Here is a 15,884-nt window from a genome sequence, read left to right as displayed (position 1 = left end):
ACCGCTAGCACCGGTAAGCGGCTCGTTAACGTGATGACCTGTCCCCCTCTTTCAGGTCATCACGATGATAGTTCCCTCCACGCCGCCTGCCGGCGGCACGCTGCCCGACCACGATCAGGCGCTGACGGCTGTTGATGAGTTTTCGGCGCTGGCCAAAGAGCGCATGCCGGGCTGGTTGTTGTCAGCCGACAACGAGCTCAAGCCCAAGGTCATTCAGGCCCTGCTCAATCATCACCGCGATGAAGCAGCGCTGGCCACGCGGATCAAGGCCATCACGTCCCCTGTGGTGTTTGCCCGGCCTCTGCTGATCAAGGCACTCACAGCTGTGCGGCTTACCGGGTTTGATGTCGATCGCAACGTTCTGGTGCGCATCAAGCGCCTGTCGCTTAACCCCTTGGGCGATGCGATTAAAGACCCTGTGCAGTTCTTGTTGCCCAGGTCATTGATTCCGATCGTCAACACAACTCACATGACGTTGCTTGAAGCGGCGTTGCAGAACGTGTCGAGCGCCGAACTGAGTGCTGAGCTGGGCGGTGAGGCGTTTATTCTGGAACGCAGCGACAGCCAGGCGCGCTCGCCATTGGACCCGTTGCAATTTGCCAACCTGTGCCGGTCCCTGAACCTGGGCGAGCAGTACCAGCGTTATCTGAAAACCGTGTTCCCTGCTGTGGAAACCACGGGGGCTGATTTGCTCCCCGGCAGTATTGCCACCGAGTTTATTGCTCATGAAAAAAGCCGCCTCGCATGGCTGAGCTACAAGGCGTTCCTGGGCAACGCTATCAGTCGGGCGGGTCACACCTTGTTGCAGCAGTGGCTGGGGGGCGAGGCCCAATTGCGTTGGGGCGCGAGGGAGGTGCGGGTGTGCAGCCTCAGCCTGTTGTCGATCAAACTCGACAGTGGCAGCTACGGCCCGTGCCCGTTGTACGGTGCCTTGCTGTTTATCGGCAAGGCCAGGGCGGGCGAAACCGCGCTGCCCTGCATGGTGTACATGCCCCACGACAAAGAGCGGCCACTGTTTGAATACCCTTCACTGGAGCACTTCAATAAGCAGTTGGCCCTTCGCCTGCGTGAAACAGGCCCGCGCATGGCGCTAAAAAAGACGGTGGAGTTGCGTTATCAGTCGGCATTGATGACGCAGTTGCAGCGTGCGTTGCGTTTCAAAGGGCTCACGACATCCGGCGTGCCGGTTAATGAATGGCATCGTGCGCCTCAATTGAACATTGCCCTGCGCGATACCGGTGAGCCGCCCTGGTTTGCCTTGTACCGCCAGTATTCGACCTTGACCCTGAACAACGCCCGCGCTCTGGTTGTGCCCACCGATCATGAAGCTGCAGAGTCCTTTGCCCAGCGCGTCGCCTCTTTGTTTGAAAGCGGTCAACCCGTGTTCAACCTGGCGGCTTTTTTTGTGCCGGGGCTGGGTGAAATGCTGATGCTGGCCACGGCGGTGCAATTACTGTCCGAGCTCTATACCGGGGTGGAGGACTGGAGCCATGGTGAGATCAAAGAGGCGATTGCGCACTTTGGTTCCGTGGCGCAAAACCTGTTGGTGATGGGCGTTGGGGCACGTGCCAGTTCGGCATGGGCTTCGCTCAAGCCGCCACTGAACCATCCCGCGCTGTTGAACAAGATGGCGCCAGTTCTCGAGGCGAACGGAGATAAAAAGCTGTTCAAGGTCGACCTCACGCCCTACCGCAGCAAGGTCATGATTGACCCGCATCTGGAGCCTGATGCCCGAGGCATTTACCGCGTTGATGAGCGTCAGTACGTGTACATCCAGGGGCATGCGTATGAAGTTCGTTTCGACGTTGGCAAGCAGCGCTGGCAGGTGCAGCACCCCTTTCGCGCCGACACTTACACCCCGACCCTCGAACATAACGAACACGGAGCCTGGCAGTTGGCGCTGGAGCGACCGGCCGAGTGGAACACTGCGCAGGCGTTGCACAGGGCATGGCCTTATAAATACCCGCTAAGCGAAGCAAAAATCGAGCAGGTCAGCCGCATCGTTAGTCCCCATGAGCGTGCGCTTCGCTGGAGCCACGTCCAGCGAGAACGCCCGCCAGGTCTGGTACTCGATACCCTCAAGCGCTTCAAGATGGCAGAGGAAACCGAGCAATTGATCGCCCGGCTGCAAGCCCCGCAAACAGTGCGCTGGGAAGACAGCCCGGACATTCTGCACCTGATGCTTAAACTGCCCGGCTGGCCAGCAGGGCGCGGCGTTCAACTACTGGACGCCGAGGGCAAGGTGCTGTCCTATGTATCGCTGAACGGGCGTAGTGCCCAGGACTTGCGCATCGTCAGCGCAGACCTTGCGCGTGACGGCCTGTTCAAAACCATCGCCTCCCTGATCCCCCAGGCCGATGCCACGGCGTTGCTCGGGGCCGCAGCGGTCACGCCCGAACAGCGCACCACTGCGTTGACCGAGCGCGTCGCATCCTTCGCGAAAACGCAGAAACAAGCCTTGTTCAACCTGCGTTATGCGCGCAGCGAACATTTTTCTGATGGCTTGATGGCCACTATTCACCAGCAATACCCGAGCTTGCCCACCCGTGTGGTCAGTGAAGTGATTGAGCGGGCGAGCGTTAGCGAAATCAAGAGCTTTGAGGCTCTGCGAAAAGTGCCCCTGCGCCTGGCCGAAGAGCTGCGTTTGTATGCCCATGAGGTGAAAACCGCCCGGGCGCTGGAAGGCTGTTTTCTGGACGTAGCAGACCCGACACTCAGTCTTAAGCTGATCACGGCGTTTTTTGCGCAGACGGAGCGGGGCAGACACTATCTGGACAAAGACCCCGTACTGTATCGGCGGCGAACCGACCCGACGTTGACTGCGTTGCAGGCACAGCATGCCTTGGGTTTGATGAAGGAGGACCGGGGCTTGCGCAATGATTTCGCGCAGTATGTACACAACCACCCTGAGCAAACGCGCACTGCGCTGGGCTTACAGCCGATCAAATCCTGGTTCAAGTCACCCATGCGCCTTGCCAATGGGCGGCTGGGTTATCCGTTGAGCGGGGAGCGCGGCACAGCGCGCACGGGGCTACTGGTTCGTCGCGTACAAGACCTTTATCCGACCTACACCCGTGAGCAATGTCTGGAACTGGTCAGCGCCCTGGAAACCCGCAAGGTGTGGCCAGAGGCCGAACTGGCGCGGCTTCAACTGGAGCGGGAAGCCCTGGATGATGTTTTGCGCACATGGTGCAGCGTGCCGCTGCCCGAGCATTCTGTTGCCGCGCGGCGGGATGTCTTGCCGGGCACCATCAAGCGCGCCGTCAGCCATGCAATTCGACGTGCCTGGCGCCGGGAAAGCTACGTGCAGGAAGGTTCGGGCGGCATGCCGGGCTACCTTGAGGCCGGGCGACTGTCGCCTGCAGATTTACCTGACATGCGCGGCTACATGCTTGACCTGAGCGGTATGCCTGCCGGTGACTTGCCCAAGCTTGTCGGTGACTTCAGCCATATCTCGGTGCTGGTCATGGATGACATGGCCTTGACCCGCGTGCCTGAGCAATTTTTGCAGAGTTTCCCTCAGGTGCGCTGGCTGTCGATGCAACACAACCAGCTTAAAAGCGTGCCGTTGGCGCTCACTGAAATGAAACGCCTGCAAAAGCTCGACCTGAGCCATAACGCCATCGAGTTGACCGCCGAGGGGGTCAAGACATTGGCTGAACGGGTGAGCATCAAGGAGTTGGACCTGTCCGACAACCCGTTGGGCTTGCCGTTGGATGTCAGCGGCCTGGAGCAGTTGCGATACCTCAACCTGCGCCGTACACACGCGACAGAGTGGCCGGTGGGGGTTGAGACAGTGCTCACCCTCAGGAGCCTGGATTTACGCGATAACGCCATCGGCGTGATCCCCGATGCGGCGCTCAGCAGCCCGTCACACCTGGGCGAGGTGACCTACCTGCATGGCAACCCGCTGGTCCCCGTATCGCAAGAGCGACTGGATCTGTATGTCAGACGCACCGGTATCAGCATGGGCGACACCTCGGCGCACGTCCCCCATAGCGTGACCGACCAACCCCGTCATGCCTGGTTATTAAGCGGTGTTGATGACAGCGCTGCCAGGCGTACAGCGATCTGGAAGAACCTTGAGCAGGACCCGTTCGCTGAAGACTTGCGCGGGTTTTTGGGCGAGCTGCGCGACAGTCCCGAATACGTCAATGAGCGTACGCGCGCGGCATTTGCCAAACGCGCCTGTGCTGTCTTGCAAGCACTGGGGGAGAGCAACGAGTTGCGAGAGACGCTGATCGCGCGTATCCGCATAGGGTCAACCAGTGCGGAGTCGAGTGCATTGACCTTCAGTGACTTTGAGCTATTGACGTCGGTTGCGCAGGCGAAGGCTGCGGCCGGTCAGTCGGGCAATGAGCATGCGCTGTTGCGCTTGGCGCGCAGTGTGTTCCGCCTGGATCAGGTGGAAGGCTGGGCCCAGCATTTGCAAAATGAACGGTTGGCTTACCGCTTTTTGGACGGCATGGGGGCCCAAGATGTCGTGCAATTGCAAGACCTGCGTCTGGTATTGCGCATCGCGCTGGCCAAGCTCCTGCAATTACCGGCGCAACCCAGTGCCGAGGCGTTTGAGAGCTTGCCTTCTGTCCCGGCATCGGGGCTGGAGAGCATACGCCGGGCAGTGTTGCGCGACGAAGCCTCGGGTAGCGAATTACTGGACTTCATCGCCAGTCGGGACTTCTGGGTGACGTTCTTGAAAAGCAAATACCGCGACCGGTTTACCCAAGTGCGCAATACGTACATCAGCCAGTGCGATCAATTGGAATTTGGCGAGCGCGCACTCTCCGATGAGCTCTTCCAAAGCAGCCAGGAAGTGATCAGGTCAGCCCATAACGCGGCACAAAGAGAGTTGCTCAAAGAACTGACCCGCCAGGAAATGGCAGACCACCCGTTTTAACGCGTAACACGTGTCTCGAACCCAAGGCGCGCACTGACCCGCGCTTTTGGTTTTTTTACTCGCCAGTCCATATATAGATAGCCCTTGAGCGCCGCTGCCACTGGATAACCTGATGACTCATTCCAGTCATCCAGGTAATCCCGATGCCCGATTCTCCAACACCCCAGCCTTCTGGTAATCCGCCTGTCGCTGTCAAAGGCAAGCACGATGAATTCATCAAAAAATCTATTCCAGACCACCTGATTACCCTCTCACCCGCTCGACGCAAGGCGCTCAAAGGTGCCAATCCCGAGGCGGTGCAGTGGTACTCCAAGGTGACTGCCGAACAGCGAGTCGAGCTGCAAAAACTGGTCGTGGCCCGGATCAAGGCGCAGGGCAAGCTCGACAAAACCATGGGCAAGATCCTGCCCCTCACAGATTTTGCCAGGCCGCTGCTTGAGGCCGCGTTGAAAGACATCGGTCATACGATGGACGTTAACGAGGTGTATCTACGGCTTTACAGCACTGTTGAGAATGACGATTTTGGCGTTTCCGAGGCCTTTAGCGTTCGCACGCTGTCATTGCTGCAGGCCGCGCTGCACAACTTCGAAGAGATCGAAACCGGCGACGGGCATTTCACCGATGACTCCGGCTTCATCTCGCGACCCGATGAGCAAGGGCATTTCAAACCGTATGTCACGCTCCTCTCGATTCAGGCGTTTGTCCAACTGTGCCGATCCCTGGATCTGGGCACGTTGTACCAGACCTACTTGAAGACTTTTCTTGATTCAAAAAGCGAGATTTATCAGTCCCTGCTGCAATCGCACTTTATTGATCACCATAAATCGGCGCTCATGGCAGATGCCTATGTGGCCATGCTCAAGGGCGATATCACCGTTGAGCATTTCAAGATGCTGTTGGTGGTCATATCGGGACCTCAGCCGGCGAGGATCGAAGGGAAGCAGGTCTGGTACCGATCTGTCCGTTTGTGGGATATGACCCTCAGGGGCTGTGTGGTGTTTGAGCCGCGGATCAAATTCTTTCCCGCGTCGTGGATCATCGTCTGGATCCCTGGTGACCCGTATCATCCGCTCAAGTACTACTCCTCACATGATGCCTTTCAGGCCGACTTGACGAAAAAACTGACGCCCGAACGCCTGACAGTACCCAGAAGCTCTGAACTCACGGCTTATCAGCGGTTTCTGAGCCAGTTCATCGACCAGAACAAGCATCCGGAGTATTACAACCGCCTGACCGGGCCGTTGACCCACGCACCCGTGCAGCCCTTGGCGCTGCCTGGCGGCAGGGTGACGGAGGACGGTCGCTGGCCCCATTGGGCCAACTCGCCAGTGGACCTGCATACATACACGTCGCACATGCCGCCAGGCGGCGCGGGGACGGGGTCGAGTATCAGGGACAAGTCGCCAGTGGACCTGCCTGACTACACGGCACGGGTACTGTTGGCTGCGCCCCCGGTTTACGTCGGCGTGGTACCGCTGAACCCTCGCGATGAGTGGTACCAGCCGGATCTGTGGCAACACTTATTGGAGGTCATGATCAAGAAAAGCCTCGCGGATGGGCGATGCCTGGCGATTTCCACTGAAGATGCGGATACCGCCTACCTGATTCGGCGCACGTCGCACTACTTCAACTTGTTTACGCTGGTGCTCAATACGGTGTCATTCGTCGTGCCGGAGCTGGGGCTGGTCATGCTGTCGGCCATGGCCGTTCAACTGTTGCACGAAACCATAGAGGGCATCGTTGATTGGTCTGCGGGGGATGTACGGTCCGCCTGGGCGCACTTCTCAGATGTCATTGAAAATCTCGCTATTGCTGCTGCGGGAGCTGTGGTTGCCCATTTCACGGTGAGCCCGGTCATTCAGAAACTCAAAACCATCACGTTGCTCAACGGCAAGACGCGCCTGTGGAAACCCGAGCTTGCACCCTATGAGCGCTCACAAGGTGTCCCGTCGAGTTCGCGGGCCAATGAAGCAGGTCTGCACGTGGTCGGGGAGCAAGAGGTCCTGCCCCACGAAGGCAAACACTATGAACTCAACGCGGACCCCGTCACCGGTGAGTACCGGACTCAGCACCCCACGCGCAGCGACGCGTATCAACCGGTGTTCCGGCACAACGGCGAGGGTGTCTGGGTACATGAAACCGAGCAGCCCCTGACCTGGAGTGACGAGACCCTCAGGCAGCGCCTGGGCACTGTGACAGAGGGGTTCAGCGACGCTGAATTCAGGCAGGCGCTGCGCATTAGCGATGTGTCCTTTGATGATCTGCGGCGTATGTACGTCGACAACGAGCCCATTCCCGCCGCGCTCAAAGACACGCTCAAACGCTATGCCGCCAACTCCAAGGCTCGCGGTGTCGGCCCGCACATCCTGGCCGGGCGAATGCCGCGCGAGACGTGCACCTTTGCCGTGACCTTTACCCTCGAATTACCACGCTGGCCACAGAACGTCGCGTTTGAGGTGTATGAGGCCGCGAGCCCGCTCACGACCGCCAAACGGTTTGGCAATGCTCAGGCCACCGGGGCAGACGTCATAAAAATCAGCGACGTTGAGCTGATGAGCGGAAAGTTGCCCGAACGCGTGGTCGACCGCTTCTCGCGCTCCGAACTTGAGCAGTTGCTGGGCGAATCGGTGCCTTTTGAGGAGCAGGAGCGTGTTCAGATGCTCAGGGAAAAACTGGCCACGCACGCCTCAGATAACGCCGGGCGTTTGTTTGAGAGCATCTTCAATGATGTCATCCCTGAGAATGACCCCGATGCCGCAGCGCTGGGGTTGATTCAGCGGGCTTATCCGCGGTTAACCACGACGCGCATTCGCGGCTTGCTGGCTGACGCGTCACCGGCTGAAAAAGCGGTGTTACAGCAAGGCAAAATCCCGATGAAGCTCGGACTCAATGCCTTGCATGTTCAGCGCGCGATGCGCATTGAGCAGGCGTATCTGGGGCTTTACCTGGATGAGATGGTCAGCGCCGATACTGAGATTTTGGTGATGAACTCTTTGGAGGCACTGCCCGGCTGGAAGGATGACTTGCGCCTTGAGGTGCGTGATGGCAACCGCGACGGCACGTTGCGAAGCCAGTACGGCGCCGAAAACGCCAGCCAGCGAAAAGTGTTGGTCAGGGATGCCGATGGCCGTTACGAGACATTCGACTCACAGGGGCAGTCTTTGCACGGGCAGGATGATTTTATTGCCAGCTTGCAGTACGCGTTGCCGGATGCGCACCGCACCTCAATTGGTTTGCCGCATACCGGTCAGGGCGAGGCACTAAAAGTATTGATACGCGAGCATGCCATTGCACGTTCACGCTTACGTCAATTGCTGAAAATACCGCCCGACGAATTACCGTTTTTCAAGTCGCCGGTTCGTCTGTCGCCCAAGCGTTCAGGCTACCCGTTGAGTGGTCGGGGTGTTGGCGAGGCAGCGGCCCACCTCAAGCTTCAGGCGCTTAAAGAGCGCTTCAGGGCGCTGTACCCGGAGAAGACCGTGCAGCACCGCTGGGACCCGGCCAGCCCTGACATTTACACCGACTTCCTGGAGTTCCAGCGTGTGCATGGGGAGGCCGTCGAAGAGAAACTCAGCCTGCTTGAGCAGGAGTTCCAGCAGATGGATGCCAGCCTGAATCAATGGATCCGTTCGCCGATCAACGATCAGCCACTACCACCACGGTTGACACGGGAACAGGGTCAGGTGATTCGTCTCCGTCAGCACATCCACAAGACACTCACTGCTGTCTGGCAGAAGGCCAGTCATCTGGCGGTACGTGAAGCGGGCCGCGAGTTGGGGTTCAGCATCAATTTTGAAGACGTGCCAGGACTGGGTGAGGTACTCGGCACGCTGCCACCGCTGGAGGCCAACTTTGATCATGTCCGGGATATCAATCTCAATGGGACCGGTGTGACCGATTCGATCGATGGTTTTCTGTCAAATTTTGAGCGCATACGCTCGTTGCAAGCTGATAAAAATCGACTGACGCGTCTACCTGAGGCGTTGGGCTCCATGCGTAACCTGGCGTTTCTGGTCCTGACTGAAGGCACTGTACACCTGACAGAGAGCGGCATCGCCGCCTTGAAGGAATTGACCCTGCTGGAACGTTTGGGGCTTTCGCTTAATCCGTTAGGGTTAGCTCCGGACATCAGCCGCATGCCTGCCCTGGAGGTTCTCGAGCTTTCTCAATGCGAGCAGCGCAACTGGCCGACCGGGTTGTTTGATCAGCCACGGCCCGAGACATTCAGCTTGAACCTTACCGCCAACGAGCTGACTGATATTCCCGATGTTGAGCCGGGTTCTGATCAGGCCAGAACATTGGCCAGAACCCGGTTGAGCCGCCATCGAGTTTCAGATGCCGTACTGGAGAAATACAACGCCTACAAAACCTCTGTCGGCATAGACCCCGAACGCATCAACCCACCTTCAGGCGTGCAGGGGCGACGCCAATGGACCCGCGGGCCGGGTGTCAAAGACAAGGCTGAGAAGCAGGCGCTTTGGGACCGTTTAGAACAGGCTCACGGCTCGGAACCGTTTTTCAATGAGCTGGCCCGGCAAGGGGATGACCTGCGCAACAGGCCTGATGACTTTAAGCTCAACATGCAAACCCGGGTCTGGCAAATGCTCGAAGTCATGGATGAAAGCGTGGCCGTGCGCGAAAAGCTGTTCACCATGGCCAATGCGCCTATTACCTGTACGGACGCCGGGCTGCAGGTGTTTAACGCCATGGGGGTCGAAGTGTTGCTGTATGAGGCATTGCGCCTGGAACCCATCGATCTGGCCCTGAGCAAGCTCGAACTGTTTAATCTGGCGCGTGGTCGGGCTCGTCTGGATCAACTGAGCCGGATTGCCCGGGCGCGAGTGCGTGAGTTAGTGGCGCAAGGTCGCCCATTTCCAAAATACGATGCGCAGGACCTTGTTATTCCCCAGTTTGATGCTCAAGGCAATCGGTTGAAAACGATCGACGAGGTGGAGATCCATCTCGCCTACACCACCTTGCTGGCCAAGCGTCTGGACCTGCCTTGGCAGTTGGAAATGTTCTTCGCCGAGCCCGACGTGACCCCCGCCATGCTTGACGCTGCGTACAGCCAAGTGCTGGCGCTGGAAGAGGGGGAGGGGCTGCGTAATCAGATAATTAAAATCCCGTTCTGGCGCGAGTTTATCGAGCGTACCAACAGCGCTCGATTCGCGGCGCTGGATGAAAAGGCTTTGGCTCTATTTGAATACCAGAGTGATCAAAAGACCCTGGGGCTCACGGATCCATTGCCGGCGCTGGCACAACGTGCGTTGCGAAAATCCATCGATGCTGCGGCCCGTCATTTGGGCATTGCACCCGCGGATGTTGTCTATGGTCGCGCCATGACCGACCTTGAATACGACGCCATGACCCAGTCATTTCTGGACCAGAAAGACGCCTTAATGAAGTCACTGACCGATCAGGTCGCAGGCCGTAAAGCCACCTGAGCCTTGCAGCCGGGGGAGTTCAGGCCTTCGGCAGCACCACGGTAAATGTCGTGCCCTGGTCTAGCGTCGAGGTCACGGTAATTTCGCCGTGGTGCGCGTCGACCACTTCTTTGACGATAAACAAACCCAGCCCCAGGCTGGTGGTCGCGCCGGGCAATGTGGCGTCTTCGCTTGGGCTGCGCACCAGCGGGTCAAATAAAGAGACCAGTGCATCTTTAGCAATCGGAATGCCCAGGTTGTGTACGCACAGCCTGACGGCGTCACTGCTCCCCACGACACTCAAGTTGATTTCGCCCTGCCTGGCACCATGTTGCAGGGCGTTACCAATCAGATTTTGTAACAGCTGCCCGATGCGGCTCGGGTCCCACAAGCCTTCAACGTCGCCCTCTATGTGCAGGGTCGGTGTGCAATTGGGCTGCCCTGCGCAGGCTTCTTCTAGGGCTCTCTGGCAAGCGTCAGCCAAATTCATCAAGCGCCTTTCAATGGGCATTCCGCTGCCCAGCCGGCTGCGCACAAACTGCAACAAATCACTGATCATCGCCCCCATGTAGTGGGTACCATTTTTGATCGCAGCCACGTAAGTCAGCGCCTGGTCATCAAGTTTGGCTTTGCGTTGGAGCATTTCGGCGGAAAAGCTGACTGCCTGCAAGGGGGCGCGCAGATCGTGGCCCAAAATGGCCAGGAAGATGTCCCGCGAGCGATTGACTTGTTCTGCATAGGCCGCCGTGGATTCAGCCAGCGCTTCATCAATCGCCTCGTTAAAGCGAATCATGTCGTGAAGGTGGTTCTGATCCGGGCTTTCGACGTTTTTTACCCACAGACGAATGACACAAGCACGCAGGTGGCGAAACTCTGAGGTCATCTGCACCAGGTCAAACCCTACGGCGTGGCGCAATTCACCGTGGCTGGCAGACGCGCGGTCCAGGCTTGGGGTTTTTTCCGGGCCTTCGCCCTCAGCCTTGGCCTGTTGTTCGCTGGCGGTTTGTGCCGTGACCATGTCGCGTGAGGCCGCCAGCAAAATGGCTTTGGCGTGGTCGCGCAGGGCTGCGCTGTCCATCGTTTCGGCGGCCGGGGTGATGGTGGCGGCGAACTGCTCCCATTCATCGACGATACGATCAACATTTTCCACGATGAACTGGGATAGGCGCATGGCCGTACACCTTGCTGCAAGAGCGGTAGTCATAAAAAGGTGACGCATAGTACGCCTTCATACAACGTCCTTCATCCAGCTTGGTCCCGAGCGGCAAAAAATCAAGCCCCCGACGGCATCACTGAGAGCTGCCCGCGATGATCCCGTCGCGGGCAGCTTTGTTCAGTGCAGCTGGTTGTCAGAACAAAAAGTACCGCTGCGCCATCGGTAGCACGTCGGCGGGCTCGCACCACAACAACACGCCGTCAGCCTTGACCTGATAGGTCTGCGGGTCAACGTCGATGTGTGGTAGGTAGCCGTTGTGGATCAGGTCGGTTTTTTGCACATCGCGACAGCCTTTAACCACGCCAATCTGCTTTTTCAGCCCGAGCTTTTCCGGGACCCCGGCGTCGGCCGCCGCCTGACTGATAAAGGTCAGGCTGGTGGCATGTCGCGAGCCGCCGTAGCTGGCGAACATGGGGCGGTAGTGAACCGGCTGAGGCGTTGGAATCGAGGCATTGGCGTCGCCCATCAGGCTTGAGGCAATGGCTCCGCCTTTGAGGATCAAGGTCGGTTTGACCCCGAAAAACGCAGGGCGCCACAGCACCAGATCGGCCCATTTGCCCACTTCAATCGAGCCCACCTCATGGCTGATGCCGTGGGTGATCGCCGGGTTGATGGTGTATTTGGCGATGTAGCGTTTGGCGCGGAAGTTGTCGTTGCCGGGCGTGTCTTCCGGCAATGGGCCGCGTTGCTTCTTCATTTTGTCGGCGGTTTGCCAGGTGCGCGTAATCACCTCGCCCACCCGGCCCATGGCCTGGCTGTCAGAGCTGATCATCGAAAACGCGCCCAGGTCGTGGAGGATGTCTTCGGCGGCAATGGTTTCGCGGCGGATACGGCTTTCAGCGAAGGCCACGTCTTCGGCAATGCTCGGGTCCAGGTGATGGCAGACCATGAGCATGTCGAGGTGTTCGTCGATGGTGTTGCGGGTAAACGGCCGGGTCGGGTTGGTCGAACTGGGCAGCACGTTGGTGAAACCGCAGGCCTTGATGATGTCGGGAGCATGCCCGCCGCCTGCACCTTCGGTGTGATAGGTGTGAATGGTGCGGCCCTTGAACGCGGCCAGAGTGGTTTCAACAAAACCGGACTCGTTCAGCGTGTCGCTGTGAATCGCCACCTGCACGTCGTACAGGTCGGCCACGCTCAGGCAGTTGTCGATGGAGGCGGGCGTGGTGCCCCAGTCTTCGTGCAGCTTGAGGCCGATGGCGCCGGCCTCGACCTGCTCGATCAACGGCTGCGGCAGGCTGGCGTTGCCCTTGCCGGTAAAACCCATATTGATCGGGAACGCGTCGGCGGCTTGCAGCATGCGCGCCATGTGCCACGGCCCGGAGGTGCAGGTGGTGGCGTTGGAACCGGTAGCGGGACCGGTGCCGCCGCCGATCATGGTGGTCACGCCGCTGTTGAGCGCTTCATCGATTTGCTGGGGGCAGATGAAGTGGATGTGCGTGTCGATGCCGCCTGCGGTGAGGATCATGCCCTCACCGGCAATGACCTCGGTGCTGGCGCCGATAGCGATGGTCACGTTGGGCTGGATGTCCGGGTTACCGGCTTTGCCGATGCTGTGGATGCGGCCGTCTTTAAGGCCCACATCGGCTTTGACGATGCCCCAGTGATCGATGATCAGCGCGTTGGTGATCAGCGTGTCGACTACCTCGGCGGCGAGCAACTGGCTCTGGCCCATGCCGTCGCGAATCACCTTGCCGCCGCCGAACTTTACTTCTTCACCGTAGGTGGTGAAATCCTGCTCGACCTCGATCCACAACTCGGTATCGGCCAAGCGAACCTTGTCACCCACAGTAGGACCGAACATGTCGGCATAAGCCTGGCGGGATATTTTCATTGCACGTTCCTAAGACAGTTAGACCGAACCTGTAGGAGCGAGCTTGCCTCGCGATCTTTTGGAAGATCAAAAGATCGCGAGGCAAGCTCGCTCCTACACAGGGGAAGAGCGGTTAATCCAGATTTCCCATCACACGCCCGGCAAAGCCGAACACGCGACGCAGCCCGGCCAGTTCCACCAGTTCCACTTCGCGGGTTTGCCCGGGCTCAAAGCGCACCGCTGTGCCCGCCGGAATATTGAGGCGCATGCCACGGCTGTCGCCGCGATCAAACATCAGCGCGTCGTTGGTCTCGAAAAAATGATAGTGCGAGCCCACCTGAATCGGCCGGTCGCCACGGTTGGACACGCTGAGGGTGTGGGTGCGGCGACCGACGTTGAGTTCGATCTCGCCCGCTTCAATCCGGTATTCGCCTGGAATCATTGCGGTTCACTCAAGGTTTTGTAGTAGATGGCTGTCGGCGCGTAGGTGCCGTTAGGGTTTTGGCAATAGTTGGGCAGCTCGCCCACACGGGTGTAGCCCAGCGCGCTGTAGAAGTTTTCGGCGGGTGAACCGGCCTCGGTATCCAGGTGCAGCAGGCCGCGTTTTTGCCCGCGTGCGCCTTGCTCCAGCGCATGGATCAGCACTTGGCCCAGACCACGGCGGCGCGCTTCGTTGAGCACCAGCAGCTTTTGCACTTCGGCGCGGTTGAGGCCATTGGCCCGTTGGCACAGCGCCAATTGCACGCTGGCCAGCACGCGCAGATCCTCGACCAGCACCCATAGCAGCAGGTTGCCCTGTGCCAGTTGCGTGTGCACATCGTCGAAGTAGCGATTGGCCTGGACCAGGTCAAAGTCGCCCATAAAGCCGACCGAAGCCCCGTGCTTTACGGCGTCGACCAGCAGCTCGATCAAGCCTTCGCGGTACTGCGCGAACGTGGACGCGGTGACTTGAATCGGTTGTTCGGTGGTCATTGCCCACGCTCCTGTGGTGGTAGTGCGCCGGGGTTGAGCATCAGTTGCATAAAGGTCAGGTCGAGCCAGTTGCCGAATTTGATCCCGACCTGCGGCATGCGCCCGCTGGTGACGAAACCCAGTTGTTTATGCACATGAATCGAGGCCGCATTGCCGCCTTCGATGGCTGCCACCATCACGTGCTTGCCGCAGCCTCTGGCGCGTTCAATCAGTGCGGCGAGCAGCTTGGGCCCCAGTTTTTTGCCGCGCTGGTCGGGGTGTACGTACACCGAATGCTCGACGGTGTGGCGAAAGCCTTCAAAGGGCCGCCAGTCACCAAACGAGGCATAGCCCAAGGCAACATCGGCATCGTCGACGATCACCAGAATCGGATACCCCTGAGCCTGACGGGCGTCGAACCACTGCTGGCGGTTGTCGAGGTCGACGGTTTGCTCGTTCCAGATCGCCAGGGTGTTGAGCACCGCATCGTTGTAAATCTCGCGAATCGCCGGCAGGTCGGCCGGGACGGCATCACGAATAACGTAAGACATGGCGCAGCCTCAGGCGATGGGTTGGTGGACGGTGACCAGCTTGGTGCCGTCAGGGAAGGTGGCTTCAACCTGAATGTCCGGGATCATTTCCGGGATGCCTTCCATCACCTGCTCACGCGACAGCAGGGTGGTGCCGTAGTGCATCAGTTCGGCCACGGTGCGGCCATCGCGGGCGCCTTCGAGCAGGGCGGCAGAGATATAGGCGATGGTTTCCGGGTAATTGAGTTTCACCCCCCGGGCCAGTCGACGCTCAGCCAACAGGCCGGCGGTGAAGATCAGCATCTTGTCTTTTTCGCGTGGGGTCAGGTCCATGGTGGAGTCCGTGTTTAAAACAGAAAAATAGGGACTGTAGGAGCGAGCTTGCCTCGCGATCTTTTAAACGCTCAAAAGATCGCGAGGCAAGCTCGCTCCTACAGAGAGTGCATCAAGTGCTCCAAATTCGTGGTGCAAGCGCCTCGCGGCCCAGCAGTGCCGGGCGCAGCAAGCGCCATAATTCAATTAGCCAGCCCCGCGCCTGCAAGGCTTCGGTGGCCAGGCAGCGGGCCACCAGCAAACCCGGTAACTGGGTCAAATCCCCACGTACCGGGTTCGGCAGGCTGCGACAAGTTTCCAGCAGTTCAGCGCTGATTTCACCCGTCACCAATAACGTGGCAAATACCGGGTTGCCGTCCAGGCCGATGGGGGAGTCCAGCAGCCCGTCATCGCCGACGATGCGCTGGCGCTCATGCCAGAGCAATTGGCCGTCGCGACGGATATCCAGGTGCGATTGAAAATGCCCGCGCTCAAACCGTTCGCCACTGGCCATGCGGCCCAACGCCACCATGTCCCAGTAAAACAGCCGGGCATCGCCCTCAAGCTCAATGCGTGTGCTGATTTCGGCTTGGGCCGCGCTGAACACGATGGTTTCTTGTGGCAGCCATTCGAGGGTCGCGCCTGCGGCCACGTTGAGTTCGACGCTCTGGAAGGCCGGGCCCGCCGCGCGGTACCACTTGGCTGCGCCGGGGCTGGTGAGTTGCGTCCAGGCATCGGGCCC

Annotated in this window: 9 protein-coding genes; 2 read left to right on the top strand and 7 right to left on the bottom strand. The window is 59.1% G+C overall.

Annotated elements, in window-relative coordinates; genetic code table 11:
* Positions 1–64: 64 nt before the first annotated feature.
* The gene (locus GHO41_RS10080; protein WP_153433475.1) at positions 65–4,897 is read left to right on the top strand and encodes an NEL-type E3 ubiquitin ligase domain-containing protein; all 4,833 of its coding nucleotides are present in this window, start codon (positions 65–67) and stop codon (positions 4,895–4,897) included.
* A gap of 143 nt (positions 4,898–5,040) precedes the next feature.
* Entirely contained in the window at positions 5,041–10,341 is a 5,301-nt protein-coding gene (locus GHO41_RS10075) for a dermonecrotic toxin domain-containing protein (RefSeq protein ID WP_153433474.1), read from the top strand.
* 19 nt (positions 10,342–10,360) lie between these two features.
* Here the strand turns inward: GHO41_RS10075 and GHO41_RS10070 are convergent, their stop codons facing one another.
* The 7 genes from GHO41_RS10070 to GHO41_RS10040 all read right to left on the bottom strand — a co-directional run.
* A complete protein-coding gene (locus GHO41_RS10070; RefSeq protein ID WP_048366547.1) occupies positions 10,361–11,491 on the bottom strand; it encodes a sensor histidine kinase in 1,131 nt (376 codons plus the stop codon).
* Between the two features lie 178 nt (positions 11,492–11,669).
* Positions 11,670–13,370, bottom strand: a complete 1,701-nt coding sequence (ureC, locus tag GHO41_RS10065; RefSeq protein ID WP_153433473.1) for an urease subunit alpha — start codon at positions 13,368–13,370, stop codon at positions 11,670–11,672.
* Between the two features lie 112 nt (positions 13,371–13,482).
* Entirely contained in the window at positions 13,483–13,791 is a 309-nt protein-coding gene (locus tag GHO41_RS10060; RefSeq protein ID WP_048366545.1) for an urease subunit beta, read from the bottom strand.
* Complete coding sequence (locus tag GHO41_RS10055; RefSeq protein WP_153433472.1) at positions 13,788–14,321, bottom strand: N-acetyltransferase; 534 nt, start codon at positions 14,319–14,321, stop codon at positions 13,788–13,790. The genes GHO41_RS10060 and GHO41_RS10055 overlap by 4 nt, the downstream gene beginning before the upstream one ends.
* Positions 14,318–14,851, bottom strand: coding sequence for a GNAT family N-acetyltransferase (locus GHO41_RS10050; protein ID WP_153433471.1), 534 nt, complete (start codon positions 14,849–14,851; stop codon positions 14,318–14,320). The genes GHO41_RS10055 and GHO41_RS10050 overlap by 4 nt, the downstream gene beginning before the upstream one ends.
* A 9-nt stretch (positions 14,852–14,860) precedes the next feature.
* A complete protein-coding gene (gene ureA, locus GHO41_RS10045) occupies positions 14,861–15,163 on the bottom strand; it encodes an urease subunit gamma (protein ID WP_048366542.1) in 303 nt (100 codons plus the stop codon).
* Between the two features lie 112 nt (positions 15,164–15,275).
* Positions 15,276–15,884: urease accessory protein UreD (locus tag GHO41_RS10040; RefSeq protein WP_153433470.1), on the bottom strand; the 609-nt coding region annotated here is incomplete at its 5' end.

This window comes from Pseudomonas sp. FSL R10-0399 (assembly GCF_009600165.1).
Classification (GTDB): Bacteria; Pseudomonadota; Gammaproteobacteria; order Pseudomonadales; family Pseudomonadaceae; genus Aquipseudomonas; species Aquipseudomonas helleri.
This window is presented reverse-complemented; position numbering and strand designations above follow the sequence as displayed.